The organism is Paenibacillus sp. KS-LC4 (assembly GCF_036894955.1).
Taxonomy (GTDB): domain Bacteria; phylum Bacillota; class Bacilli; order Paenibacillales; family Paenibacillaceae; genus Pristimantibacillus.
On the sequence record NZ_CP145905.1, the window covers coordinates 3,481,488 to 3,508,271 of the forward strand.

Annotated in this window: 21 protein-coding genes and 1 pseudogene; 6 read left to right on the top strand and 16 right to left on the bottom strand. The window is 46.0% G+C overall.

Annotated elements, in window-relative coordinates; all coding sequences use genetic code 11:
* The first annotated feature begins 8 nt into the window (after positions 1 to 8).
* From V5J77_RS14630 to V5J77_RS14640, 3 genes are read left to right on the top strand one after another with little or no spacing between them, the layout of a single operon-like run.
* On the top strand, positions 9 to 254 hold the full coding sequence (locus V5J77_RS14630) for a hypothetical protein (RefSeq protein ID WP_338551570.1): 246 nt from the start codon (positions 9 to 11) through the stop codon (positions 252 to 254).
* 27 nt (positions 255 to 281) lie between these two features.
* Positions 282 to 1,376, top strand: a complete 1,095-nt coding sequence (locus V5J77_RS14635; RefSeq protein ID WP_338551571.1) for a GerAB/ArcD/ProY family transporter — start codon at positions 282 to 284, stop codon at positions 1,374 to 1,376.
* Positions 1,377 to 1,409: 33 nt separating this feature from the next.
* Complete coding sequence (locus tag V5J77_RS14640) at positions 1,410 to 2,504, top strand: GerAB/ArcD/ProY family transporter (protein WP_338551572.1); 1,095 nt, start codon at positions 1,410 to 1,412, stop codon at positions 2,502 to 2,504.
* Here the strand turns inward: V5J77_RS14640 and V5J77_RS14645 are convergent.
* The 3 genes from V5J77_RS14645 to V5J77_RS14655 all read right to left on the bottom strand — a co-directional run bounded on the left by V5J77_RS14645 (position 2,494) and on the right by V5J77_RS14655 (position 4,772).
* Entirely contained in the window at positions 2,494 to 3,630 is a 1,137-nt protein-coding gene (locus tag V5J77_RS14645) for a GDSL-type esterase/lipase family protein (RefSeq protein WP_338551573.1), read from the bottom strand. The genes V5J77_RS14640 and V5J77_RS14645 overlap by 11 nt on opposite strands.
* A gap of 13 nt (positions 3,631 to 3,643) precedes the next feature.
* On the bottom strand, positions 3,644 to 4,060 hold the full coding sequence (locus V5J77_RS14650; RefSeq protein WP_338551574.1) for a GNAT family N-acetyltransferase: 417 nt from the start codon (positions 4,058 to 4,060) through the stop codon (positions 3,644 to 3,646).
* 103 nt (positions 4,061 to 4,163) lie between these two features.
* Positions 4,164 to 4,772, bottom strand: coding sequence for a metalloregulator ArsR/SmtB family transcription factor (locus tag V5J77_RS14655; RefSeq protein WP_338551575.1), 609 nt, complete (start codon positions 4,770 to 4,772; stop codon positions 4,164 to 4,166).
* A 137-nt stretch (positions 4,773 to 4,909) separates the two neighbouring features.
* On the opposite strand from V5J77_RS14655, the pseudogene V5J77_RS14660 reads away from it, so the two are divergent.
* Positions 4,910 to 5,073: pseudogene (locus V5J77_RS14660) on the top strand (siderophore biosynthesis protein); the annotation flags it as partial.
* On the opposite strand, the gene V5J77_RS14665 reads toward V5J77_RS14660, so the two are convergent.
* From V5J77_RS14665 to V5J77_RS14700, 8 genes are all read right to left on the bottom strand, one after another.
* Positions 5,060 to 5,839 (bottom strand): uracil-DNA glycosylase family protein, encoded by a 780-nt coding sequence (locus V5J77_RS14665; RefSeq protein ID WP_338551577.1) that lies wholly within the window; start codon positions 5,837 to 5,839, stop codon positions 5,060 to 5,062. The pseudogene V5J77_RS14660 and the gene V5J77_RS14665 sit on opposite strands and share 14 nt — an antisense overlap.
* 19 nt (positions 5,840 to 5,858) lie before the next feature.
* Positions 5,859 to 8,978, bottom strand: a complete 3,120-nt coding sequence (locus V5J77_RS14670; protein ID WP_338551578.1) for an ATP-binding protein — start codon at positions 8,976 to 8,978, stop codon at positions 5,859 to 5,861.
* Positions 8,979 to 9,072: 94 nt separating this feature from the next.
* On the bottom strand, positions 9,073 to 9,633 hold the full coding sequence (locus V5J77_RS14675; protein ID WP_338551580.1) for a GNAT family N-acetyltransferase: 561 nt from the start codon (positions 9,631 to 9,633) through the stop codon (positions 9,073 to 9,075).
* Positions 9,634 to 9,855: 222 nt separating this feature from the next.
* On the bottom strand, positions 9,856 to 10,824 hold the full coding sequence (locus V5J77_RS14680) for an ETX/MTX2 family pore-forming toxin (protein WP_338551581.1): 969 nt from the start codon (positions 10,822 to 10,824) through the stop codon (positions 9,856 to 9,858).
* Positions 10,825 to 11,026: 202 nt separating this feature from the next.
* Positions 11,027 to 12,067 (bottom strand): HD domain-containing phosphohydrolase, encoded by a 1,041-nt coding sequence (locus tag V5J77_RS14685; RefSeq protein ID WP_338551583.1) that lies wholly within the window; start codon positions 12,065 to 12,067, stop codon positions 11,027 to 11,029.
* A 329-nt stretch (positions 12,068 to 12,396) separates the two neighbouring features.
* Entirely contained in the window at positions 12,397 to 12,855 is a 459-nt protein-coding gene (locus tag V5J77_RS14690) for an OsmC family protein (protein ID WP_338556813.1), read from the bottom strand.
* Positions 12,856 to 12,973: 118 nt separating this feature from the next.
* Positions 12,974 to 14,530, bottom strand: coding sequence for an ABC-F family ATP-binding cassette domain-containing protein (locus tag V5J77_RS14695; RefSeq protein WP_338551584.1), 1,557 nt, complete (start codon positions 14,528 to 14,530; stop codon positions 12,974 to 12,976).
* A 163-nt stretch (positions 14,531 to 14,693) separates the two neighbouring features.
* Positions 14,694 to 16,646 (bottom strand): AraC family transcriptional regulator, encoded by a 1,953-nt coding sequence (locus V5J77_RS14700; protein ID WP_338556815.1) that lies wholly within the window; start codon positions 16,644 to 16,646, stop codon positions 14,694 to 14,696.
* A 262-nt stretch (positions 16,647 to 16,908) separates the two neighbouring features.
* On the opposite strand from V5J77_RS14700, the gene V5J77_RS14705 reads away from it, so the two are divergent.
* The gene (locus V5J77_RS14705) at positions 16,909 to 17,574 is read left to right on the top strand and encodes a bifunctional transcriptional activator/DNA repair enzyme AdaA (protein WP_338551585.1); all 666 of its coding nucleotides are present in this window, start codon (positions 16,909 to 16,911) and stop codon (positions 17,572 to 17,574) included.
* Positions 17,571 to 18,104 (top strand): methylated-DNA--[protein]-cysteine S-methyltransferase, encoded by a 534-nt coding sequence (locus V5J77_RS14710; protein ID WP_338551586.1) that lies wholly within the window; start codon positions 17,571 to 17,573, stop codon positions 18,102 to 18,104. The genes V5J77_RS14705 and V5J77_RS14710 overlap by 4 nt, the downstream gene beginning before the upstream one ends.
* A gap of 27 nt (positions 18,105 to 18,131) precedes the next feature.
* Here the strand turns inward: V5J77_RS14710 and V5J77_RS14715 are convergent, their stop codons facing one another.
* From V5J77_RS14715 to V5J77_RS14735, 5 genes are all read right to left on the bottom strand, one after another.
* Complete coding sequence (locus tag V5J77_RS14715; protein ID WP_338551587.1) at positions 18,132 to 18,470, bottom strand: aldo/keto reductase; 339 nt, start codon at positions 18,468 to 18,470, stop codon at positions 18,132 to 18,134.
* A 280-nt stretch (positions 18,471 to 18,750) separates the two neighbouring features.
* Positions 18,751 to 19,821, bottom strand: coding sequence for a polysaccharide deacetylase family protein (locus tag V5J77_RS14720; protein WP_338556817.1), 1,071 nt, complete (start codon positions 19,819 to 19,821; stop codon positions 18,751 to 18,753).
* Between the two features lie 139 nt (positions 19,822 to 19,960).
* Complete coding sequence (locus V5J77_RS14725) at positions 19,961 to 21,955, bottom strand: family 43 glycosylhydrolase (protein ID WP_338551589.1); 1,995 nt, start codon at positions 21,953 to 21,955, stop codon at positions 19,961 to 19,963.
* Positions 21,956 to 22,033: 78 nt separating this feature from the next.
* Positions 22,034 to 23,944, bottom strand: coding sequence for a carbohydrate-binding protein (locus V5J77_RS14730; protein ID WP_338556819.1), 1,911 nt, complete (start codon positions 23,942 to 23,944; stop codon positions 22,034 to 22,036).
* A 699-nt stretch (positions 23,945 to 24,643) separates the two neighbouring features.
* Positions 24,644 to 26,746 carry a hypothetical protein gene (locus V5J77_RS14735; RefSeq protein WP_338551590.1) on the bottom strand — a complete coding sequence of 701 codons (2,103 nt, stop codon included), beginning with the start codon at positions 26,744 to 26,746 and terminating at the stop codon, positions 24,644 to 24,646.
* Positions 26,747 to 26,784: the final 38 nt, after the last annotated feature.

Consider the following 26,784-nt stretch of genomic DNA (forward strand, 5'->3'; position numbering starts at 1 on the left):
TATGTGCGATGTGGGAAAGAACGTTAGTTGTAGCCATATTTTTTGGAGGCATGTTTCTATATGACAGCATCACGCTGCGCGGCAAAATGGCGAAGAAGGATAAGTGGATCTATGCCCTTATTGTAGCTGCTTGCCTTTATATGGCCATTGATTATGTTGTAAACAAAGATTGGCTCGATTATTTTGACGTGGTTGAACAAATTTTGAACGGACCTGCTCAACTGATTAATAACATGCTGGGTGGACCGGGTTAACTATATGAGGAGAGGAGATACTTTGAATTGAATGGTCAAAAGGTAAGCCCCTTTCAAACGGCTGTGCTCTTCTATGTATTTTTGACCGGCGCAACGGTCATTTACATACCAGGTCCACTCATCGGCATAGCTGGAACCGGCGCTTGGATATCTTTGCTGTTATCTGGTGCGATTGGCTTTCTCATGCTCATGATGCTGTTTTATTTAAACCGACGCTTTCCTGATCTGGACTACATTGATTATAGCCGAGCTTTAATTGGCAACATACTGACGATGCTTTTTGGTCTTGCAGCAATTTCCTATATATTGCCTCTACAAGCTTCCATCGTCGAAGGTGCTGGCTTGTTTATGGTTAGCGCGATGATGAGAGAAACACCGATATACCTATTCTCCTCGCTTATTTTTGTTATCGCCGCCTGTACTGCACGTGCAGGCATTGAGGTCATAGCAAGGATGTTCGTCCTGCTTATGCTTATAACGACCTTCTTTCTCTTCATCGTACTTGTGTTCGCACTTCCTGAATACCAGCCAGAGCAATTGCTCCCTATTGCTCCCAAAGGGCTGCGGCCGCTCGCTTACGGAGCTTATTTTACATTCGGGATCCCCTTTGCCGAGGTGTCAATGTTTGGAATGCTGCTGCCATTTGTAGCAGGAGACAAGTTAAAAACAAAGCTTCACCGATCGTTGTCCATCGCTTTGGCTGCGAGCATCCTTACCTTATGTGCAATGACGATATGTGTTTTAATGGTATTTGGAACAACCGCGGCTTTCAATCCATTCGTTCTCTATTCCGTAGCCCGGCTCATAGAATTTCAAGAAATTATTCAGCGAATTGAATCCGTAATCGGCATGTCCCTTATTCTCGGCTCCTATATGAAGGCAACCATTTCGTTATACTTGCTTAGCTTGTATATGGCGAAGCTTTTCCGCCTTAAGGACAATAATACGCTCATTATGCCGCTTGCGCTATGCGCTTTTCTATTAGGGCTGGTTACATATGATAGCAATACACAATGGAACCATTTTTTCATGAAATTTTTTCCACTCTGGATCGGAATGGTCATTGTTACTCCGCTGGTTATTGTCACCGCTGTAGCGATGCTTCGACCAGCGAAGCGTTAGATGGAAAAATTTAGAGGAAGGTGGAATTTCGGTTTGATTAAACAAAAGATCAGTTCTTTTCAAATGGGCGTGCTTTTCTTTGTGTTCATGACCGGATCCTCCATCATTTTTGTTCCTGGACCGCTAATTGGAAAAGCAGGCGCCGCTGCCTGGCTATCCCTGCTGCTATCTGGATTAGTCGGATTTGGCATCCTAATGATGCTGTTGTATTTGTATCGCCGATTTCCCGGCCTTGATTACATTGACTACAGTCGCAGGCTAATGGGCAACGGACTGACGGTGCTGTTAGGGCTGCTGACCATCTCGTATTTGCTGCAAATGCAAGCGGCAATTGTCATTGGTGTAGGTCAGTTCATGATTGGAGCGATGATGAGGGAAACACCGATGTACGCCTTTACTTCTCTGATTTTTCTCATTGCTGGTTTGACGGCTCGCGCAGGCATAGAAGTTATAGCGCGCATGTTCACGCTCATTATGCTATTAACTTCCTTCTTTATTGCCATCGTGCTGTTGTTTGCCATTCCTGTCTACCAGCCTGACCAATTGCTTCCGATCTTGCCCAAAGGCCTGACGCCCGTCTTCGCAGGAGCTTATTATACGTTTGGATTTCCATATTCCGAAGTGTTTTTATTCGGCATGCTGCTGCCGTTCGCTGCGGGACCAAAGGTGCAGAAAAAGCTGATGATGAGCTTATCTATCTCCTTTGCCTTAAACCTAATCGTGCTCTGTGCAGTAACTCTGTGCTCATTAATGGTATTTGGTTCGTCCGCAGGAGCCGGGCCCTACGTGCTGTATTCCATAGCCCGACTCATTGAATTTCAGGAAATATTCCAGCGTGTGGAGTCCATCATTGGCATGTCGCTCATTCTCGGCTCTTATATGAAAGCAACGCTTGCTCTTTATGTGCTCAGTCTCTTTATAACTAAGCTTTGCGGCATGAAGGACAATAATGTCCTCATTATGCCACTGGCTCTGACCGGCTTTTTGCTAGGGCTCGTCACTTACGACAGCACTACGCAATGGGGACATATTGTAACGGAAATTCATCCTTTATGGACCGGATTCGTACTGCTTATTCCACTGCTTATCGTTATGACGATTGCCATATTTCGGCCAGCTAAGACATAGTGGAGCTCAAAATTTCTTTCATATAACTCGCCAGCTCTTTGGCTGCTTTCTCATGAGCTAATCGACCGGGATGCTGCCTTGCTCCCACTGTTTCATCTGTCGTATGAGGAAGCTGAAATACGGATAGCTGCTTATCGCCTGATTGCTGGCTATAAGCGTTGACAGCTCGGTAGATGGCTGGCATCATCGGCAGACCAAGCATACCGTAGGCCCAGATGATATGTGCGTTCGGATTGTATTTTCTAATTTTAATTAGAAAACGCAGAGCCGCCTCCTCAAACGCCTTCACATCCTCGTCCTCGAATGTGCCATCGTCCTTCAACCGTTGTTTGTACGACTGGCCGGTTGCCGGGTCCACCCAAGCCGGAGAATGAAAAGCGCCGCCATCATTTGTTCCCAAATTTATGACGACGACATCCGGCTGCCAGGAGTCAAAATCATTTTTATCCAATGCCCCTAAAGCTTGATTGTTCTCGCCAGTAAGCAGGCCGCAAACCTGCTCGTAATACTGTGGAAGATTCCCATGTGGATTGTTATCCCAGCTACTAAGCACGCCCCATCCGCTTTGCGAAAGAACACGGTAGTCTGCATTTAGCGCTTCAGCTGTCATTGCCGTATAATTGTCAACGGCGCTAAACCACATCGGAATCCAATCTACCTCGGCTTTTGCTCCGATGGCCCCTTCTCCAGAAGTAATGCTGTCGCCTATAAATTCAATGCGATATGGCTTTGCTTCAATCGGGGTAAACTCGCCGTCCCCCTTTACAGCGTGGATCTGCAAGAGGCAGCTGGAATCGGCGCTCATCGCCTGTAGATCCTTTATAATACGAACATTTTTAATCGCAGCCTCGCTCATTCCTCTAAAAATACAAACCCAGTATCTACCCGCCGTAAGCATTTGTCGGCTGACCGGAATACCGTTGATCAAGATACTGATCCAAGGCTCATATTGGTCGTAATTCACCTCTACTTCTATCCAAAGCTCAGACCCCTGTGCATTTAATTCAACGGAGCTCCCCGTCCAAAATAACGTCAATGGCGCGAGTCTGCCCGTCGTTCTTCCATGAACCTTAAGATGAGCGATATCCGACAACGCTTGTACCTTTAAGTGCTCCGCTTTTTGCATCGTATGCGACTCCTCATTTCTGTTTTTCGTAAATAGCAATTGGGTTATGATGTTGATCCAGCCCCTCGCTAATTTTATGAAAGCCATTCTTTTGCCAAAAGGAAGCTCCTTTATCGTTGCCATTCTGAACACAAAGTCTGACTTTGTCTATACGCTGTGCTGCTAATTCGTCATCTAATAACTTCAATGCCAGCGTTCCAATTCCTGTTTTTTCATGCTCCTTATGAATAATAAGCAGTCCAATCCACGGGTGAAGATCATTCGGATTTTGTGGGAGATACGTAATCACTCCAACACATGCCTTATTTTCAATCAAATGAAACATTTTTTCGCCCTGCTCGAGATTTTTCTTATTTTCTTCCCTAATATCTTCGTCTGTTTGAAAACGTTTACCAATGACTATGAGATTAAACTCAGGCTGTGAATTCATTATCGCCTTTTGAATTTTTATACTCTCTGTCGATAGAGGATCGGTTACTAACTTTAAGTGAATCAGCTTCTACACCTTCCTTAGTTAAAAATAGAGCACGGGCTCACGCCAGGTTCTCCCACTTCGCCCACATTTCAGGCGGATTCAATTCATAAATTTCGTGTTCCCTGAACATGAATTGGTGCATAATAAATTCTCTGCGTATGGTGGCAAAATCCTCGTGATAGCTTTTAATAAACGCATTGATTTCTTTCTCGCTGTATTTTCGGCCTTTCTCCAGCTTGGATACCAGGTGCTCCAATACAATCAGCTTCTTCTTAAGCTGCGCGGGAATGTGCTTCAATTTATTGTCCAATGTGAAAAAGTTTTTCACAACAGACTGCTGAAGCCGCTTGTTTTTGTCATCCTCCAACACATCCGTACCTCCCTTTGTGCTTGTATTTTTATAAATCAGCTCGGTAGCAGCTGTAGCACTGTTTTTGATGAAATAGTGATTTAACGAAAAGAAAATCGTGTTTTTCTCTCTTCGCTCATTAATCAAGCTTGCTTCCCGCAGCTTTGCAGCGTGATGGGTAATCGTAGCCGGGGATACGCCTAGCTTTTCGGCTAAAACCTGGCCATTAAGCTCTCCTTCCGACAGCAAAATTAAAATTTTGATCCTTGTTGGATCGGCAAGTGCTTTGTGGTAAGCGACCACTTTATCTAACTGCATTTTTTCACCTCCTGATCGAATGTTGGATGCCTATCCTTAAATGAATATCTAATTTCGCCGTTAACTAATCTCATTTTTATTCAATTAAATAAACATCTAATTAGATATTATCTTAATTAGATGCTCAAAGTCAACCAAAGAGGCTGCATGTCGTATTGGCCAAGGAAATTTATGAGGGCTGTGTGGGTGATAGCACGCAAAGCTACCAATCCTTTTTACGAAAGAAGATATGGTGGGGTTTGATGTCATAGATGGAAAATATAAATTTGAGGCAGACTGGAATTACTTCACCTTGCAGCAGCAAATGCGGCGACCTTCGCCTCCATCTGCTCTCTCTCATCAGCGAACTGCTTGTGGCGGTGGCCGTTAGCCCCGGAAGGATGGGGAAATCCCCATAAGCATTGCTTTTCCTCAAGCGCATCCCCTAGTTCCTTGCTGTCAACAAGCTCTTTGAGCATCGTTTCCACCGTTTTGCCTAAAGGAATAATAAGCGGCTTATGCAATAGCTTGAGTTCAGCCTTTATGAATTTCAGCGCATAGGTATGCAGAAAAGCATCGGCAGCAAGCGGCGGCTTATGCCCCGTGTAGTTTTTCCCAGCTACGAATACCGGATATTTGAGCAGCGAAGTCGTATGCAGGAGCCGATTATTTTCAGCAAACAAAGCTTCACTATTAGGAAGCCCAAAATACCCCGGCAGCTTCAGGCCATCGAGCATTTGCATCAGATTGCGGCGCATCGAACCGGAAAATCTGGCGGCGATTTTGGCGGCTTTGCATGCCTCGTCCGCCGACTTATTTTGCTCCAAAGCAAGCTTTGCCGTTCGGTAGGCCAGCTCCATCTGGGTCCAGCCGGGCGTAATGCCGACAATTAAAAGGCTCGCCGATTCATTCCGATACTCATTGTGCGGGGCGTAAAACATTTCAACCTCCCCCTCCCGGTCGACAAGCAAATCCGGAACGAGCAAATCAGCAGGCTCATATCGGGATTTCAGCGGCAGCGATTTTATAAACGGCTCATAGTGCAAATATTCAGCGGATAAAGACAATGGCAAACCTCTCCTCTCCATTCTTATGTAGCCCTCCTGCTTACTTCCTCACCGTAAAAGAAACCGTTGTGCCTTGACCTGATACACTTTGAATAAATAAGCCTTGTCCATACATTTGCTTCAATCGCCGATCCACGTTCAGCAGCCCAATTCCCTGCCGCTCGCTGGAGCTTCTATCCAATAGCTTATCCAATACCGCCGCATCCATGCCGACACCATCGTCTATTATCGCAACCTCCACCTGATCATCGCGTTCGGACACTTGCACTGAAATACTTCCGCCCGCAGCACGCTTCATCACGCCATGCCTAACCGCATTTTCAACTAATGGCTGGATTGTCAACGGTGGAAGCATACTTTTCAGACTGGCCTTCACCTGCCAATGAAGCTGCAATTTATTGCCGAAGCGCTGCTGCTCAATATATAAATAGGAACGGACAAAATCCAGCTCCCGCTCCAAAGGAATCAGCTGCTCCGAATTTCTAAAATCGAAGCTCGACCGCAAATAATTGCTGAACTCCCCGAGCAGCACATGCATTTTGCCCAAATCAATTTCACTAAGAGCCGCAATCGCATTCAATGAATTCAGTAAAAAATGGGGCTGGATTTGCGCCTGCAGCCAGGCCGCCTCCATACGAAGGCGTTCACTCATCGATCGATTCACATGAATCAAAGCGAGCACGCGCGATTTCAGCTCTAGCGCATTGGACGGCTTCGTCACATAATCATTCGCTCCCGATAGGAAGCCTGCGGCAATATCCTCCGCCCGATTGCGTGCGGTCAACTGAAGAATGGGCAGCTCCGAGAGGGCATAATTCTCGCGAATGAGGCGCGTGAGCTCATATCCCGACATATTAGGCATCATAATATCGGTGATCACCAAATCCCACTTTCTCGAATCCAGCAGAGCTAATGCTTCCTTGCCGCTTGTGAGCGACACAATGTCAAAATCTCGCACACCAAGCATATTTTCGAGCACCTGCAAATTAACCGTGTCATCATCTACCACTAATATAGCTGGACGATTTTTCGTTTGGGTTGGTTGAGGCCTATCGCCAGTGCGCTCTAGCGATTGCTCCCCTGGATAGGCTATGTTTGTGACATCGGCAGCGCCAGCGAGCATTTCCGCAGCTGGAACAGACGGCAGCAGCTCATGATCATGGTCGCTACTCGTTTCTACGGCTACACCCATTTCTGCCAGCGGCAGCGTAAAAGTAAACATCGAGCCCTGACCCGGCTGCGAACGAACCTCAAGCGTTCCGCCATGCAGCTCGACCAAATGCTTGCAAATGCTAAGTCCAAGCCCAATACCGCCGCCAGTTGCAGCGGTCATGCCCGAATCTCCCTGCTCATACGGTTCAAAAATCGTTCGCTGCGTCTCCTCATCCATTCCTATGCCTGTATCGGCAATGCTTATGTACGCCATTTTCCCCTGCTGAACGGCATGAATTGCAATATGTCCTTCGCTCGTAAATTTAATCGCATTATGCAGCAGATTAAACAAAATTTGAATGAGACGATTTTCATCCGCAAGGACACGGGGAAATACATCTGGAATCGTACTCGCGAGGCGAATAGGCTTGCCTTCCACCATATAATGGAGCATGTCAATTACGCCAGCAGCGACGCTCTGTACCTGCTGGCTGCCTCGATTCAACCTAATACGCTGTTCTTTCAGTTGGGTCAAGTCTATCAGATCATTCAACATAAATGACATCCGGCGGCCGACCGTTAAAATAAGCTCCAATTGCTTCACGCTTTGTTCACTGAGCGCCTGCTTGTCTCTATCCAGCACAATTTGCGTCATATTCAGCATGCCGTGCAGCGGATTTCGCAGCTCATGGGACGTGTTCGCCAGAAAATCATCCTTTTGCTTGTCCGCCTGCTGCAGCTCCTCAGATAACTGCTTCGACTGGGCGAAGGTATGAATGTATTGCTTAAACCAATACGATACGAACCCGAGAAAGGAGACGACCAGATCGACAGGGTAGTAAGAGCTTTCTACGCCAATTGAATCCTTCGCAACGCTCCAAATGATATTGTTCGACATTGCAGCCACACCGAGAAGCAGCGCAATCGCATCCTTATCGCTTCTCATCGCGGTTCGCAAGGTGATGACCGGATTGACGAGGAAGGGAAGCAAAATATAAAAACCGAGCAAGCCAGCTACCGATAATACATAAGAGGCTGGCGCAAACAGCACATATACCGCAAGCAATATTCCGAGCAATGTATACCAGCGAAAAATTCGCACATTCCGGTATTCGGTTAATAAGCGCTTCGTAAACTCCAGCATAAATATTGCAGCACCCATATAGGAGAGAAACTGGATCTTTAAGCTCCAATCATTGTTCATTGGCAGCCAGACCATCAGCAGCATATCATCCGATACTAGAAGCCAAAGTGCAGAGAAGGTCATAGCGCCGGCGAAAAACAGCAACCCCCGCTGCCGCAAGCCAATAAAATACAAAATAAAAGCATACATGGTATGCAGTAAATAAATAGTAACGACCATCATTTGCAAATGGAGGCCAACTGCTGTTTCCTTGCTTACCGCTTTCTCCGTGCCAAATGAAATGAAGCCAAGAATGCCTCCGGAGCTCGCGGAATTATAGTTCGCGACTTGAATAGCAATATCGATCACTGACTTATCGGATGTGAAGGACGCTGAATAAGGCACGTTGCGTGCTATGTAGCTTTTCTCCTCTGGTGCTGGCTGTCCTGCTTGAGCCACAAGCTCTCCGTCCACATACACGGAGGAAGCCGACGGAATGTTCTTCAAGCGGATGCCGTACGTTTGGCTTCTAACTGAATCGATGAATATACGCAGACGGTACGTTCCGTAACCAAACGCTGAATCCGCCTGCGGGGATAACACCGTATTCCAGCTTCCAGGCACCTGAATGAACGCCTGCCCTTCGGCTGCTGTTTCCGCCTCTTCTGGGCCTAGCGTTCGTAATTGATTAGCATAAAATTCCCATTCGCCATCTAGCCTGATGGCCTCCGAGTCTGCCAGATTAAACCCGCGCAAATCCAATTGCCCTTGCACGATAGCAGGATGATCGGGAGGGATGGTCATATAAATCCAAATTAAACGGATCGATATGAGCAGACAGAGGAACAGGCCAGTGACGAGAACTATTTTTCGTTTAGTTAGCATAATTTCACAGGTATTCGACAGAATTTGCTAATTTCCTTCTTATTAGCCTGCCTGCATTAGAATTACTTTTGACCTATTCATAAACAGCCGTTGTTCAATGAACGCTTACTTCGGGAAGCAGCTTCTCATAAATGCTCCAGCCGCTCGCTTCGCCTTTATACGTATAACCACATTGCTTGTAGAAGCGATTAAGCTTTTCATTGTTGGCGATACAATCCAGCTTAATTCGGTCTTTGCCGGAATACTGGATGCCCTGTTCAACCCAAGCCATCATATCGCTGCCAAGTCCTTTGCCGGAATACTGGCGATTAACAACTAACCGGTGCAAAAAAACCGCGCTTCCTTTGCCTGCTTCCGCTTCTCCCCAAAGCTTCCGATCCCAATCGCTAGGCTGCTGCTGTAAAATAACAGACCCTGCTAGCTCCTTCTCCCCTGCCTTGCGAAATGCAAAAACCTCGCCACGCGCTATCGCCCCTGCAAGATTGTGACTATCCTCTCCTTGAAGCAGGCCGCCCCACTGCGTTGAGCCCATGCTGTTAAGCCAGCGAGCGGTTGCCATAATCAGCTCACGTACCGCAGCCTCATCCTCGGAACCCGCTTTAAATGCATATATATCGTCGTTAACGGACGGATTCATTATTTTCAAACTTTCCATTGTGCACCTCATTATTCGAATTTTTTGAAGTTTTAGCCGTATAATTGAATAGGAGTTTACTATAACATAAGACGTCCAACGAATAAATTACTTTCAAAACCTTACCCGCTGGCACGATGCTGAAGCAAAAAATAGATAGCAGGCAAAAAGAAGCTAACGCCTCCTTCTACCTGCTACCTGCTATTTTTTATCTATATTTTATGATGACATGGCATACATAAGCTATACGATCGTTTTATATTCGGTATTAACAGTAAATGTATTCACCCCGGTATATTTGCCTGAAGCTGTCTCGGTTGTTTTTCCATTCGGGTACTCCACTTCAAATGTCACCGTATAGGGTACGTCAATAACGCCCTGCAATAAAATAACGGAAACCTCGATCGTTGTATTTGCTGGCAAAACGACTGGAACCTGTAGCGAAACCTCCTGGGACTCGTCTTGTGTCTTGGATTCCGAATAGCTGCGTGAGCCCTCTACCGAGATTTTCACGCCCGTATCGCCTACAAGCGGCAGCCCTGCTTTAAACTCAAGCGTTTCCGATACCTTCAGCCCTCTCTCCCATTTGAAATTGTACGTTTGGCTTTTGGAAAATTTCAATGTCACCTGCTGCGTTTGCTGGACATTTGAATGATTGGTCACAAGCTGCTTGGCTGCTACGAGGGGTACACTGTTGATTACAATTTTGTTGTCCATTTGAAATTCCATTTTCTTGACCGTAATCTTCTTGCGATCAGGTACGAAAACCCACAATTCATTGATCTGACCATGGCACCATTCCCACGTCACAAGCGAGTCGCCGCTTTTAAATGGTCCATTGCCAGGAATATTGATCTTCTGCTCCCAATCCACATAGCTGTTAATCGCATTGTGGGTTCCGGCAACATGGTCGTCACGCCACACCATGAGACCATTGACGTCCGCTTCTGAAACGGGCGCCTGATAAATTTTGGAGCCCTGCGTGGAGTCCTTTCTTCCGATGCATTTTCCCGTCGCTTTATTAACGAGCGCATAGGCATTGTCATCTCCAGCGCGCACCTTTCTTTTTTCCCACAATTGATATTCATTTCCGTACACCTGCGGCAAAATCGTTATGCCTTCCCCGCTCTCAGCCGCCGTAATAACAAGCAGCTTATTATCTGAAGTCCTCGCCTTAGAAACAATTACCTGATATTCAATTGCATCCGCCATAATCCTTCCTCCACCTTCCGTTCGATTTGATTTTACTCAGACAATCTAACCTTTACAGAATAATGGTATTATGTGTCAGGAAAACGGCAAAAAATATAGCGATTACATTTTCTTAGCTTAACCCGGATTTTTATGACTGGACGTGCAGGGCGGCAGCTCTCGCTTAATTTATCATGCTTAAGTTATTTGCCAGCCCATTCTCTTATCCGACAATTTCAATAATTTTAATATCATCAAATTTACTAAGATCAATAAACTGATTATTTTCAAGCGCTATAAAGGGTCGCGTCGGGTAGTTATAGTTGTTTAGCAGAATCGTTCCTCTTCTATTGTCTGATAGCATAACCTCACAACCGATCTGGGTGGAGAGCAGCATATCCAGAAACGTCAGCCCTATGACCGAATCAAAGCGGTTTAAAATAATTTGTTGATGAATTTCTTCAATGGCTTCAAAAAATTGCAGCGCTGCCCGATAAGATCGATCTGAGATGATGTCCATATAAAAATCTGTCAATCCTACAATTTTCCCAAAATAATCCAGTTCCTCTCCCTTTAAAGCACTTGGATAACCGCTGCCATCCTCTCTTTCATGATGCTGAAGCGCGACCGCAGCAACCCGAGGCTCAACACCCGATTCGAGTAATAGCTCATGCCCTAGAATGGTGTGCTGCTTTAAAATCGCGTATTCATGAGGATCGAGCCTTGACTGTTTGGAAACGATTGCAGTTGGCAGCTTGACAAGGCCAATATCGTATAGACTTGCCGCAGTCGTAAGCATATCCAATTCTTCTTCCTTCAGTCCAAGCCGCTTACCTAAAGATGTCGCAATAACGGCTGTTCCTATACATTGCCTGTAGCGGTAATCGTCCTGTTCCTTAAGCACGGAAAATAACTGAAACAGATTATATCGCTTCGCTATTTCCTTTATAAAGGGAAGAACCTCTCGTTCAAGCGCCTCGACAGGCACAATGCCGTTTTGGCGAACGAACTGATCCATATCGTTAAAATGCTGCTTTGCTCTTTCATACGAGTCTCGGATGGATGGCTTTCGTTGAGGTGTATGCTCAGAAGCATTCGTATCAATCGTGGTCACTTCCGCGATTTTGATCTTAAATTTAGCAAGTCTCTCGGTGTGACTTTTTAAAAGAATAGTTCCCTTTTTGATTAAAAGCGTTCCCTTTGTATCGCGTATGCTTTCCGTTAGTGTTTTACCGATTAACTGTTCATAATCTTTAACTAACAATGATAATTCCTCCCTAAGTGGATTACCTATTCTCTAATGTAGATTCCTAAACACTGGTTAGAGAAATATTCGGAATTATTTATGGAATACATTAGCAAAACAACAAAAATGATCTATAAGAATCATATTTTTAGAATTAATAAGAATTAGTATAGTGGCTTTGAAACTATACCATTTATTTTCACTTGGGCATAAAGAACTAATTTATAAATTGGAGCTGCACCGCGCAGAGGAAGCCCTCCTTACAAAATTTATTATAGAGCTGTCGTCAATCCAACTCCCTGCTCATCTGTAAAATTTAATGGCTACTTTGTCCATTATTCAACAGGTTAATCTGCATCAGCCCCCGTTATCACAATAAGAGGCAGCGTCTCTATCGAGACATTGCCTGCAACGGCTCTGGAAATCATGCAGGACTCTTCTGCCCGGTGTGCCAGCCGCATGGCCTTCGTCCGTTCCGACTCTGATGCATCCGCTTTGAGCACAATTCGCGGTTTGTGTGTTATCTGTTCGTATGTAAACATATTATTCGTTACATCTACAATCGCTTCAGACTCCAAAGTAAGCTCCTGCGGTGTAATACCCGAACGCTCAAGCATTGCGGCCAGGGTGATCAGATAACAGGTCGACGCTGCCCCCAGAAGCATTTCGTCAGGGTTGGTGCCGGTACCCGGCCCGCCCATCTCCTGCGGAATCGAAATGACTGTTTTTAACCCGCCGGCATGGATATGTCCTTCACTGTTACGCCCGCCATTCCATACCGCCTTCAGATGAAAAGGGTGCTTCATCTCGCTCATTCCTTTCTATTCCTTCGTTTCAAGCTCGAATTCATCGCACAAATGGTTCATTTCTCCAGTAAAAAGGGCCGCCTCTCTATGAAGGCAGCCCTGTATTCCTGATTTACCATTAAAACACTTTCGTCGTCCAATCCTCGCAGTTCCACGTATCCGTCACAATATCGCGATAAAATTCGGGTTCATGGGAAATCAGCAAAATGCTTCCCTTATATGCTTTAAGCGCACGCTGCAGCTCATCCTTTGCATCCACATCGAGATGGTTGGTCGGCTCATCGAGCACAAGCAAATTGGTCTCATGGTTAATGAGCTTGCACAAGCGAACCTTGGCTTTCTCACCGCCGCTTAGCACCACAATTTTGCTCTCAATATGCTTAGTAGTAAGGCCGCATTTGGCTAGAGCCGCCCGAATTTCAAACTGCGTAAAGGATGGGAACTCGTTCCAAATCTCCTCAATGCAGGTATTGTTGTTCGTTTCCTTCATTTCCTGCTCAAAATAACCGAGCTCAAGCAAATCGCCTAGTCTGGCTGAGCCTGAAATCGGCGGTATTTGACCGAGAATGCTGCGCAGCAGCGTTGTTTTACCGATCCCGTTTGAGCCAACAAGCGCAATTTTTTGCCCCCGCTCCATGCTCAGGTTCAGCGGTCTCGACAGAGGAGAATCATAGCCGATAACGAGGTCCTTCGTTTCAAAAATAACCTTGCCGGAGGTGCGCGCAGGCTTGAAGTTGAACTGCGGCTTTGGTTTTTCCCTAGCGAGTTCAATCACGTCCATCTTATCCAGCTTCTTCTGGCGGGACATCGCCATATTACGCGTAGCCACGCTGGCCTTATTACGTGCAACGAAGTCCTTCAATTCCGAAATTTCCTGCTGCTGCCGTTTAAAGGCGGATTCAAGCTGTTGCTTCTTCGCCTCGTACACCTGCTGGAAATACTCATAATCCCCGACATAGCGCGACAGCGACTGATTTTCCATATGGTAGATCAGATTAATAACGCTGTTCAAGAACGGAATATCATGCGAAATTAAAATAAAGGCATTTTCGTATTCCTGCAAATATCTCTGAAGCCATACGATATGCTGCTCGTCGAGATAGTTCGTAGGCTCATCGAGCAGAAGAATATCCGGTTTCTCCAGCAGCAATTTAGCTAGCAGCACCTTTGTACGCTGACCTCCGCTGAGATCATGGACATCCTTGTCTAAGCCGATATCTGTCAGGCCGAGCCCGCGAGCCGTTTCATCAATTTTGGCATCAATCATATAAAAATCCTGATTCGTCAGCGTATCCTGAATCGTTCCGACATCCTCCAGCAGCTGCTCCAGCTCCTCTGGAGTAACATCGCCCATTCTGCCGTACATGTCGTTCATTTCCTGCTCCATATCGAATAGATATTGGAACGCACCGCGCAAAACATCGCGCATCGACTGTCCCTTTGTCAGCACGGCGTGCTGATCCAGATAGCCCGTCCGCACACGTCTTGCCCACTCCACCTTGCCATCGTCCGGCTGAAGCTTGCCTGTGATGATGTTCATAAAGGTGGACTTCCCTTCACCGTTGGCACCAATCAGACCGATATGCTCGCCCTTCAGAAGGCGGAATGATACATCGTTGAAAATCGCCCGGTCTCCAAAACCATGACTCAGCCGCTCTACATTTAATATGCTCATTAATAACACCTATTCCTTTATTAAAGTATTCTCGTCAAATTATAAAGGTTATAGCCCCACAACTCCATACCGATTTTAAAAATAAAATCATATTCCTGCTAATATTTTAAAAAAAGCCAGAACCGCATACTCACGGTTCTGGCTTATACCCGTCAATTACCAATTATTCCCCTATAAAGCTTTTCACAACAAACTCCAACTGAGCGTCCAAGGACACAGGGTCGCTAAACATAAAGCCTCTTCCTTTTTCGCGAAAAACGCGATTGTTTTTGACTGCGTCCAGTTGCTCCCACATACTGCCTTCAAAAACAGCCTCTGGATTGTCCATGCCTGTCCACTCGCTTATAAAAATATAATCTCCTGCATATTCGGGCAGCAGCTCCAAAGACAGCTTTGCCCAGCCTGTACCGCTGTCGATCGCTTCCTTCTGAATAATCGGCGGCGCCTTCAACTCGAATTCGCCATAAATAATTTCGCCGCCTCTTCCCAGCTTATTGCCGTATGCATAAAACTCTTTAGCGCTGCCAGAGTCAAAGATAGCAACGGTTTTGTCACCCACAGCCGCTTGCACCTTCGGCTTGTAATCGGCTATCTTTTTATCCCAAGCTGAAATCCAGGCATTTGCCTGCTCCTCCCGACCCGTCATCTTCCCGAATTCCAGCAGCTGTTCTCTGACAGGCACGCCATAATCGACAACTACCGTCGGAGCAATCTGGTTCAGCCTGTCAAGAACAGCAGGGTCATTCCATACGATAATAAGATCCGGCTGCAGCTCCAAAATTTTCTCATACGCAATCCCATCGCCTATACTTTCAACCCCATCCAGCTTTCCTTCCGTATAGCTATTAAAAGCCTCTTCTCCCGCACCAACCGGCTTAATACCCAGTGCCAGCAAATGTCCAGCAAAGGCGCCCGCTATAATCACGACACGCTGTGGATTTTTGGGAATTTTAACTTCCCCATTCACTGCCGAATAAGTCACCATTTCCGCTGTGCTTGCGGCACCACCGCTTGATGCTGATTCCTGCACTTGAGCGTTTCCACCTGTCGTTACTGCTCCATTATTAGAGCTGACTGTTCCTGAGCACGCGCTAAGTAATAGCGTAAGGCATAACAGTAAAGTGACCCCCATAGATGATTTGTGTCTGTGCACGGATAACTCTCCTTCTCTTTTATACTGATAACGGTTCTCATATCCATTACCAATATAACGTTGCAGCCTGCGCGGGAAAAGGGACGATCCAACCTTAATGATAGGATAATCGAACCCTGCTGACTTTGCTTTATCTTGATCCTTAAATTGCTTGGGAGTCATCCCGGTATGTTTTTTGAATACTCTCGTGAAATAGGATACGTCGTCATAGCCGACACTGATGGAGGCCTCTTGAACCGTCATATCTGTTTTCTGCAAGTATTCCATCGCTTTACTGACACGCTCTCTTATCACATAATCAATCATGCTTATGCCCGTTTCCTGTTTAAATTGTCTGGATACATAGGGGACGCTGTAGTGAAAAATCTGAGCGATTGATTCCCGGGTTATAGGCTCATGGTAATGCTCCTGAATATAGCGAACGACCTGAGCTGCAAGGTCAGGTCGTTTCATCCCAATTTGCTGACGCTCCAGCTGCCATAGCAGTTCATAAACAAATTGATAAAACAACGTTTTAACATGAAATTTTTCTAGCGCGCTTGAGCTATGCCACTGCTGCAGCATCATATCCACCTTGTCAAATAAAACAGCTGCATGCAGTGGAGCCAAGCCATATTGCAGTTGAAACGGATTGTATCGCTCATTAAGATGCAGAATTTCCCGTCTGCCAGTCGATGGCATCGTTGCTTTATAGAAGATCAAATAATATTCAAACTCCGCTTCCGTTGGAAAAATATCCAGACAGGTTCCTTTTCCACCATGCCATAGATGGAAGCGTTTCGCGGTATGTTCGATCCCGTCCAGCAGCACCTGCGCCTCGCCGCGAATGGCATATAGAAAGATACTTGACGGAAAAAGGTACGACCGCAATTCCTCGCCATGCCTCATGCTGAAGTGTCTTACATCAATAATTTTGATAGCGGCAGCATTCCATAGCTGGATATGCTCTTCCGCATTGAGCATGACAGTCAAGTGATAAGCCCCTTTTTATATAGAATCTGATGTCGCATTTACAATAAATGATAACTATTATCAATAATGAAAATTATAATTCATTTCTCCACAAACCTCAATTCAACCTTCATTTTGCTCGTTTGCCGCAAAGGCCGCATGTTTACCCTATCGAGCTTTATTCAGCCTCAAAATTTCGTTATCTTGCTATTCCATTCCAGATCGCACACAAATCTCCCATTCACGGTTATACTAGCCTTAGAGGTGAACGACAATGTCCGACGAATGGAACGCGAATCCGAATCCGAATCAGATTTCTGACAGCCTGCGCGATGAGGATGAGCCCCTCCCGCCTGCGCCTGTATCTAATGAACAATGGCGAGCCATCGTAGGAAATGACCCATCATATGACGGTCAATTTTATTACGCTGTCAAAACGACGGGTATTTTTTGCCGGCCGTCCTGCAAATCAAGACCGCCCAACAGAGAAAATATCGGCTACTTTCGAACCGTAGAGCAAGCGCTGACTGCCCAATTTCGTCCTTGTAAACGCTGTAAACCGACAGGGCAGCGTTTGCCGGATGAAGAATGGATCTCCGTGGTGACCGAGTATATTGATCGACACTATAAAAATAAGCTAACGCTTGCCGCCCTTGCATCCGTTTGTCATGGCACGCCGTATCATTTGCACCGAACGTTCAAAAAAGTAACGGGCAAAACCCCCGTCGATTATATCCAGCAAATAAGGATCGAAAAAGCTAAGGCGTTACTCCTCTCTTCTCCTAAATCCATTGCAGAAGTAGGCGAATGTGTCGGCTTGTTCAATACGCCCTATTTTATTACCTTGTTCAAGCAGAAAACCGGGCATACACCAGAGGGCTACCGACAGCGGCATAACAATGGTGGAGCTACTACAAATAAAGGAGATAATCCAACATGAAAGATTCATTTAGCGGGGACATCTATTGGTCGCTGTTTAGCTATGAAGATTGGAGCCTGCATGTTGCAGCGACAAATGAAGGGCTTTGCTTTGTAGGCTCGCAGAAGCAGCCCTATGAGGAGTTAGCGAGATGGGCTGCGTCGCGCTTTCCGCATAGCTCTTTGATTCGGGATGATGAAAAGCTGCTTCCGTATAAAGCTGAGTTGGCTCAATATTTGCAAGGAACGCTTGAAGCCTTTACGATTTCCGCCGTTTTTCAAGGAACACCGTTCCAAGAAGCAGTATGGCAGGCTCTTTGCAGCATTCCATATGGGCAAACCTGGTCCTATTCGGATATTGCCGCCCATATTCAAAAGCCTGCGGCGGTTCGAGCGGTTGGTGCAGCCATTGGCGCGAACCCGATACTCATTACCATTCCTTGCCATCGCGTTATCGGCAAAAACGGGACACTCACTGGCTATCGAGGTGGAATAGAGATGAAAACCAAGCTATTGCAGTTGGAAGGCTACAAAGTAAAAAGCAACTCTTGAGTGCTTTTTACTTTGCAGCAGCTGTATTTATTTAATAAAAAGCTTCATCAGCTTATGATAAATAGGATGAATCATATAGCCGGTTGGCTTAACCGAATATCTTTTGCCTACATTCAGCTGGTTGATCTGCAATATGTCATCACTAGACAGCTCAAAATCAAATATCTGGCTATTTTCTTTCATTCTTTTTGGGCTTGATGACTTTGGAATAACGATGATGCCTCGCTCCAAGTGCCAACGTAAAATGACCTGTGCCACTGTTTTACGATGATAATCAGCTATCCTTTTTAATTCTGGATGCTCCAATAACGCTTTATTCCCTTGCCCTAGCGGCCCCCATGCCTCATGCAAAATTTGCAACGCCAATCACTTTGATTTTCCCTGCGGAATACAGCTCCTCCATCGCTCGCCATGCCTACAAATACTTTGGTGCAGCAAAATGAATCAAATACATATCCAGATAATATACTTTGAAGAGTGCGTGCTCTTATTTCTTATCTCCTAAAACCCTATTTCCAGCAAACGATTCGGCAAGTTACTATGCTGTGAACGTCGAAAAGCCCGGCAGGGGGCTCCTGCCAGGCTTTTATTATTAAGATTAGCATTCAAGTTATTAACGCAAAGGCCCCTTTACCGCTTCGTTTGTTCAGTTGATTTCCAAATAATCAAGATAAGCATCCCATGTGCCGTCATCCGCGGTTACAACAAGCTCGATAACTTGGTTCCCGGTTCCATGGCTGACATTGTTTAGCGTATAGACCGCTGGATTGCTGCCTCCGAAGTAGAAGGTTCCCTTCGTCTGCCCGCCGATTTTCAAGTCAACTCTGGCCATATTAGCATTGTTCGAAGCACCACGCAGTGAAAAATGATGAGTGCCGCTTTCAAAATATTGCGTGTATTTCACTAAATCATTGTTGGCATATAGAACAACCCCGTTGAATGGCGAGCTAATATTTCCAGTATACTGACCGCTTTTGGTCATATTCTCAGCTTCCACTTTCGTGCCTGTGCCTGGGGACGGTGTTGTACCGCCGTTGTCAGGAGCGACCGCACGGCCTGTCGTCGACGAGATCATGCCCGAGCAAAGGCCGCGGCTCTTGAGGTTTTGAGCAATTTGCGGGATCGCTTGGCGCGTAGCCTGGAACTGGTCATGCATCAGGATGATGTCACCATTTTGCAGCCTGCCTGTGGCGGCCACGATCTGGGCAGAGGTGGCGCCGTTCCAATCCAAGGAGTCCACGTTCCACAGTATTTCTTTAAGACCGTTTTGAGCCACGATTGATTTCAGAGTCGCGTTGGTAGCACCGTACGGTGGACGGAACAGCTTCGGCGCACTTCCGGTAATGGACTGAATCGCCTGCTGCGTCCTTGTAATTTCCGACGTCATCTGCGCGGTGCTGAGTGAAGTCATTTGCGGGTGGGTGTAAGAGTGGTTGGCGATCCACATGCCCGCGGCTACTTGCTCCCGCACCAGAGACGGGTTATTTTGCGAGTTTTGTCCGGTGTTGAACATCGTTGCGCGCAATCCAGCCTGCTTCAGCGCATTAAGCAAATTTGTCGTGGTTCCGGGATTGGGGCCATCGTCAAATGTTAAACCTACGTAGCCGTTCGGACAGTTCACATCAGCAGCACTTGCTCCTGGCACCATTGAGCTGGACATTAACGTAACAGAAAGCGCCAAGGTCATTAATCCACTTACTAGTTTTGATTTAAACATCATGTACCTCCTATTAATTAAATACTAGTATAATTTATCTCTTCCCTCCGTACCGCTGTAGCCTTCTCTCTAGCAGGCATTGTCACCATCCGCAGCACTCCCACAAAATACTGCGGATGTATGCTTTACAGCCATTTCATTACTGCAATCTTAAATAATCAAAATCAACAAAACCACCCGTTGATTTGGTCGCATAATTGAACAGAGCAAAACGGTATCCCATAAAATGAGGCAACGTATAAGACATTTGGAGCGTATTGCCTATCGACGTCCAATTGGTGCCATCAAGACTGTAGGAGAAATAGGCTTTATCCGTCTGATTTGTGAAATCACAGAAAAGCTTAAAATACACGCGATCCTGAGTGACCGGGACATTTGCCACCTCAGTCATCGTTCCCGAGCTCGCATTTACCATCACAATGGATTTCGAAGCCCCGGACATCTTTACTCCAACAAAGCCATATTTAGCCTGAAAAGCCGCAAGGCCAGCATAATCTCCATCCTTCATGCCGCTTGTTTCCATCGCAATGGTTCCTGTAGATTGGGGACCAAATGTCCTTTGCGTAAGCGTATTTCTGGCATCAAGAATACTTGTGCTCAGCTTTCCGGTCGTCAGCCTCATAAATCCGGGCCGCTGTGCAAGGGACCATTTTGTAGGGTCAGGATTGTGATTCCACTGCCACACCTTTGCAAGAGTCGCCCCTGACGAAGCCATTCCTGTAAACGAAACATCGTCTACATAGAAATTCATTAGGTCATTTGCCTGATTTGGGGTTGAATTGTAAGGTGTCTCAATAAAAATAAACGTTTGCGAGAGATCGGCGCCAGCCGGAAGCGTATAGGTTCCTTGAATCGTGCCCCACTGGCCTTTGGTTAGCGTACTAGAGCCAAGAATGGATATCCCCGTGTAGCTTGGACCGTTTTGGATATTAAAGTTGAAGGTTTTAGTGGCGGGTCCGTCGGTATATTTAACTTTTGCGGAAAATTGATAGACGCCGCCTGCCGTCACTTTACCCGTAATGACTTGCTTTAGGCCCGCAGCTGTTTGCTGCCTGCCGCTAACAAATAGGCTTTTTGATCCGCTGACATAGTCTGTCGTCGTTGCTGCAACCGTTGCCGTATTGTTATTCGTCCAAGGGCTTATGGTTGCATCCTCAAATCCTCCGTTTACAATGAGCTGACTCGGGGCTTGAGCCGAAGAAAACTCATCTGATGCATAAACCTTCTTCACCGGATATCCCTCAACAGGAAGATTCATCGTTAGAGGCGCCTTGCCATTAACTCCGAATACCGGCCAATTATTTGCCCAGGTAACCGGAACAAGATACGGCATACGTCCGATTGCCCCACTGTCTTTAAACAACATAGCGTACCAAGCGCCAGAAGCCGTATCCACAATCCCTCCCTGTGCTATGCCTGAATCCTTTAATGAAACCTGTCCTGTATAGGCTCCGGTCAAGCTGCTTGCACGATAGGTTAGTTGTGTACGCCCGCTTCCCGATGGCCAGCATATCAGGAATACATAGTACATTCCATTAATCTTTTGTATGTGTGCGCCTTCAGCCTTGACTATGAAGTTGGAGCCTGCAATGTTACTTGAACTCGGAATGATGATCTGATTGAGTCCACCCGATTTGATAGACTTTGCATCGGAGGAAAGCTCGATAATTCTAATATCATCACTGCCATAAACCAAAAATACACGATTATTATCAAAAAGCAGCGATGCGTCATGATAATAGCTGCCAAGCACGGATGAGGTCCAAGGCCCCGTTTCTATGTTGCTGGTCTGATAAATATAAGTTTTGCCGGTAGAATTAGAGCCGAAGGACACATAATAGATTCCGTTGTTATAGCGAAGACTGCTTGCCCATGAGCCTCTTCCATATTCGTTTTGTCCATTGTTAAGATTTTGCGCATCATTATTGGCGTAAGTATCGTAAACATAATTTACGATTTCCCAGTTCACAAGGTCATATGATTTCATAATGGGAACGCCGGGATTCATGTGCATAGTCGTGCTGGTCATATAAAAAGTATTGCCTACCCTGATCACATCGTTATCTGGCGCATCAGCATATATAAACGGATTTGTAAAAGTAGCCGCTGAGGCTAGCGGGATGCTTGACATCATACTCATGAGTAAAAGTAAGGCCGATAAAAAAAGGGATATTCGCTTATACATATTAAAGTCCTCTCCGAGTTAAAATGGTCATTGAGTAATTTCCAAATAATCGACGTAAGCATCCCACGTCCCATTATCAGTCGTTACAAGCAGGCTGATCTCTTGATTTCCCGTTCCATGCGTAATATTGGACAAGGTTTGGACGGTTGGCGTCGTTCCAGTAAAGTAAAAGGAACCCACTGTCGTTCCACCTATTTTCAAATCGACTCTGGCAGTGCCCGAGTTATTTGAAGCGCCCCTAACCGAAAAATGATGAGTAGGATTAGCAAAATACTGTGTGTACGTACTGCTGTCATCATTGGCGTATAGCGCAACGCCATTGAAAGGTGAACTTATAACCCCGGCATAAGTGCCGCTGAGCGTCATATTCTCAGCTTCAACCCTTGTTCCAGTAGGCGTAGTAGGGTTAGTAGGTGTAGTAGACGTATTAGGCGTAAACTGCCAGTAATCAATATTAAATAAGTTGCTAGCACCCGATCCGGTAAATACTAGAAACAAATTGTGCACTCCCGTTGCATTGCTCACGGTCGTTTCGATTTCCTGCCAGTTTTGCACGCCTCCAGTAGAACTGACATTAAGAGTCCCCACTAGCGTACCCGTTGCACTATCCAGACGTATTTCTATTTTACCTCCTACATTTGACGCCACATTCGCTTTAAACGTCTTTGCTCCGCTCGTACCAAAATCAGCTTTTCCTACAGCAATCCAATCCCCATTGTTCACGTTTGTCACATTCAGATTATTTGTAGGTCCGCCAGTTGCTTGACTCCGCTCGGTTGTAATGCCCGCATTCCACCCGATTGTTTCCGCTTCCGTTCTAATGTAGGGATTAAGGTTGGCAATCTGGGGTACGCCTGCCATATTTCCCTGTACCTCTTGGATCGTTCCATCCGCATTATGCGTAAGCTTATTAATATGAGGAGAGCGATAGCCTTTTCCGTCTCCCAGCAGAGCCTTGCTGACCGTTTGGGCATGATAGACAACATACCATTGGTTGTTAAAGTTAAATACAGCATGATGGTTATTTCCGCCAACTCCGAAGAAGGTATATGGATTTTTCAAGAAATGCCCCGTATAAGTAAAGGGACCCATCGGGCTGTTGCTCACCATATAACCAATCTCGCCTGCCGGGTAATTTGCTGGATGTGTGCCGGAGAAATTAATACAGTACGAATAATAATATTTGCCGTTATACTTATGAATACCTGAATCCTCAAACAAAAAAGGAGCATCAATCGTTACCGCACTTCCAACAACACTAGTCATATCAGCGCCTAATTTTAAAACTCTGGCTGTTTTGGGATTCGCAATTGAAGCTTGACTAGAGGTATTGGGTATGCCTCCACCTACATATAAATATCCTGTGCCGTCATCATCCACTAATACAGCAGGGTCAAACAGCCATGTAACGCCAGCCACGCCAGGTGTACTATGTGTCACTAGTGCTTTTCCGAGCGGGTCTGACCACGGTCCAATTGGAGTGTTTGCAGTTAACACGCCAATACCTGAAGCACCGTTCGAGAAATAAAGGAAAAATTTATCCTGACCATTTATATTTTTCTTTGCAACGGCGGGTGCCCACGAGAGTGAGGCCCATTTGGCAACTCCAGCTCCATTATTTGCATTGTTGAAGCCTGCAACTGGAATGGCGCCATGATCTGTCCAATTCACCATATCCGCAGAGGATATGACGTTTATTTTATTCAGCTCACTAAAATCATTTTCTTTAACGGTTCCGTTGCTGTTATATACATACGCATCGCTTGACATATAAACATACACTCTGCCATTATGAACCAACACATAGGGATCTGCTCCCAATTTATGATCCATAAGTGGATTCGAGTTCCCCGGCAGTTTTGCAGTTGCATTGTTAGCAGCATGAGCAGACATCATCGGCAGACCACCTAGCAATAGTATAAATGCTAGTAAAAACATAAATAAACTTCTAAACATATAACAATACCTCCATTTAAATTTTCAAACATTAAAAATTCCATTTAAAAACATTTTACAAAATTCTTCTTGAACGTAGAATTCATCGTCCTTTAGCTGTATCATTTTCCCCATTGCTTAACCCTCATCGCTCCCCCTCCTTCTTCGTCATTTTTATACACTCCAATTTTCCCAACATTATATTAATCCGAAACCGAACCAATCGTAATAGGTGTCGCAGAAGCCTATATAGAGGTCCGTGCTCCGATTGTTGGCGTTAATACATGATCCAGCAGAAATCTGTTCACCACAAATTGAAAGCGCTTGCATATTTCTGAAATAAAACATTTCATGGGAAGCAACGGAGATGGACAACGAATGTGCACCCCTACTCTAGAGGACTTTATTTGATAATTTTTCTAAATTTTGAAAACGGTTACTTCTAAATACTACCATATTTTCTCTATGGTTTAGTTGTACTTTTTTTGGAATTTGTTGTATTTTTTTGTTCGACATTAGGGGGGATTAGATTCATATTCGATCTGGAGGGTTAAAAAAAAGCCCATAGTAGATCCAAGTATAATGAAGTCACCTTAGCAACCATTACACCGAAGAATCAAACCATAGGCTATAATACGTATTCCATAATCCAATGCCGCGATTTTCTCTCTCTGCTAAGCTTATCGCCCCAGTCTCTAAAGCTTATTCCTTTGTTCCGGCCATAAAGCCGCGCCCGTTCGTGCCAATATATACTTTTCCGTATTCCTGACGGTCTGCCACCATAACCTGAGGCTCATTTCCGATTTGCATTTGCGGCGAATTAATTTGAATCCATGTGCTACCCCTATCATCCGAACGGAATATTCCCTTTATCCCGCCAACCTCTCCATATATATAAGCTGCCGGCTGTGTCTGTCCCGGAGCCGCTTTGCCGAATGCAAACAATTTAGCCTCCTTGATCTGATCGAGCTTGGTAAAAGAGGCTCCTGAATTGTCTGAGACATACACACCATTAGCACCTAAGCTAATCCAGAGCACGCCTTCCATTCCGGGAGCTGCCTCAACCTTCACGGGGCTTCCCCCTGGCAGCGGCGTTTGGTTAGCGATGGACCAGCTTTGTCCTGCATCCGAGCTCACATGCAAATAGCCCGATTTATAGGCATAAAATTTGCTTCCGTCCACCCGATCAGCAGCTATCGGATGATTGTATGAAAATATCATACTCCCGCCCACCGTGCCCGTCGGCGCCCCTGTCATGCTCTCCCATGTAGCGCCCCTGTCTGTTGTCCTCACTGGACTGCCGGATTGGGGGAACCATACAATCGTATTAGGATCTGTAGCGGAATAAGCCAGTCTGCCCAGCTTAGAGCCTGCAGGTACGGGGCGTGCTTCCATTGTCAGCCCATTATCTGATGAAACGAACATGCGGGTAACTGTTCCATACCAGTCATCACTCCCGATAAAGGCCATATATTGTGGATTAGCTTCGTGATAGTCAACACTAACCATCTCCCGCATCGAGCTCATCTCCAGCCTCGCAGCAGGCGAAGCAAACACATCCATATGACGAAAGCCAATAACATCAGCTACACCCGTAAATAGCGGTGCTCCTCCTGGCGGCGCAGCTGCTGTGAGGGCAACCACCTCTTCATGACCATTAGATAAGGTCTCCCACTTTGTCCATAACGTTCCGATGTCCTTTGTTCGGTAGACGCCGAACCAGTCTGCGGAATAAACGCTTCCGGCATGATGCGGGTCAAACACGACAGTAGACGTGGCTGAAAAGAACATATTAGGCTGCCACCAGCCGGGCTTTGTGGTTTGAGCCTTGTTCACTAGCGTCCAGCTCTCTCCCCTGTTGATAGAACGATACAGCGGAAGCTGGGCTCCGCCTGTCCTGACCGCGGCCAACAGATGGCTGTCATTATGAGGATCAATATCAATGCCGTAATAGGATGTATAGGCTGCATTAGGCGTAATATTGCTCCAGCTTTCATCCTTATACCTATGTACTCCGTTATTTGGCGTAGTTACATACAAAGACCCATCCTGTCCTGCGGCCAAACGAGCCGGATGTGCAGGGCTTCCCGGAATCAAATTCCAAGTAGACCCCTCATCTCGTGTCTCATATATTCCAATTCCCATTACACCGACATAAAGTGCTGTCTCAAAGTTAGCTGCCCCGGGAACGCTACCGAAGATCAAGCTGCGAATCCCTTTGCCGCTTGTCCCGGCGGGAACCTCATTTACTTTGGACCAGGTTTGTCCTGCATCCTGACTTCTATACAAGCCATCATAACGGGTACCCGCATACACCATGTTAGATAGATGAGGGTGAACGGCAATACTCTCCCCCATGGCCCGCTCCACATTGCCGTTAGCCTCATTGCGCTTGTTTAAATTTGTTCTGGACCACGTATTCCCGCGGTCGGTCGATTTCAGAATATCGCTGGGAGATGCGCTCCCTGTTTTTCCAGCGGATACATAGACGATATCTGGGTTTTGTGCATCAAGCGCTATTCCATCAATTCCATACAAATTACTCTGCTCTGGACCCAGTCCGTCCATTAGCGGAATCCAGCTTGAATCATCCGGGTCCAGACGGTATGCCCCGCCAACATCAGTACGGATATACACCAGATCCGGCTCAGAAGGATGAATCACAATTCCTGTCACGTATCCTCCTCCCCCGATAGATACATTTTTCCACGTATAGCTTTCCGATGATACCGCAAACGCTGTATTACCGGGCAGAAGCACAACAACAACGGTCAATAACACACCAAGCATTTTTCTCCAGTTCAAATCTGTTCCCTCCATTTTACGAGATTAGAACGCCATCA

Bases quoted from the DNA above. Each gene is read 5' to 3' on its own strand.
- V5J77_RS14630 (WP_338551570.1), top strand. From the start codon at position 9: ATGTGGGAAAGAACGTTAGTTGTAGCCATATTTTTTGGAGGCATGTTT.
- V5J77_RS14645 (WP_338551573.1), bottom strand. From the start codon at position 3,630: ATGCAAAAAGCGGAGCACTTAAAGGTACAAGCGTTGTCGGATATCGCT.
- V5J77_RS14650 (WP_338551574.1), bottom strand. From the start codon at position 4,060: ATGAATTCACAGCCTGAGTTTAATCTCATAGTCATTGGTAAACGTTTT.
- V5J77_RS14655 (WP_338551575.1), bottom strand. From the start codon at position 4,772: ATGCAGTTAGATAAAGTGGTCGCTTACCACAAAGCACTTGCCGATCCA.
- V5J77_RS14665 (WP_338551577.1), bottom strand. From the start codon at position 5,839: ATGGAGAGGAGAGGTTTGCCATTGTCTTTATCCGCTGAATATTTGCAC.
- V5J77_RS14670 (WP_338551578.1), bottom strand. From the start codon at position 8,978: ATGCTAACTAAACGAAAAATAGTTCTCGTCACTGGCCTGTTCCTCTGT.
- V5J77_RS14675 (WP_338551580.1), bottom strand. From the start codon at position 9,633: ATGGAAAGTTTGAAAATAATGAATCCGTCCGTTAACGACGATATATAT.
- V5J77_RS14680 (WP_338551581.1), bottom strand. From the start codon at position 10,824: ATGGCGGATGCAATTGAATATCAGGTAATTGTTTCTAAGGCGAGGACT.
- V5J77_RS14690 (WP_338556813.1), bottom strand. From the start codon at position 12,855: ATGAAGCACCCTTTTCATCTGAAGGCGGTATGGAATGGCGGGCGTAAC.
- V5J77_RS14695 (WP_338551584.1), bottom strand. From the start codon at position 14,530: ATGAGCATATTAAATGTAGAGCGGCTGAGTCATGGTTTTGGAGACCGG.
- V5J77_RS14700 (WP_338556815.1), bottom strand. From the start codon at position 16,646: ATGCTCAATGCGGAAGAGCATATCCAGCTATGGAATGCTGCCGCTATC.
- V5J77_RS14705 (WP_338551585.1), top strand. From the start codon at position 16,909: ATGTCCGACGAATGGAACGCGAATCCGAATCCGAATCAGATTTCTGAC.
- V5J77_RS14710 (WP_338551586.1), top strand. From the start codon at position 17,571: ATGAAAGATTCATTTAGCGGGGACATCTATTGGTCGCTGTTTAGCTAT.
- V5J77_RS14720 (WP_338556817.1), bottom strand. From the start codon at position 19,821: ATGTTTAAATCAAAACTAGTAAGTGGATTAATGACCTTGGCGCTTTCT.
- V5J77_RS14725 (WP_338551589.1), bottom strand. From the start codon at position 21,955: ATGATGTCAAGCATCCCGCTAGCCTCAGCGGCTACTTTTACAAATCCG.
- V5J77_RS14730 (WP_338556819.1), bottom strand. From the start codon at position 23,944: ATGTTTTTACTAGCATTTATACTATTGCTAGGTGGTCTGCCGATGATG.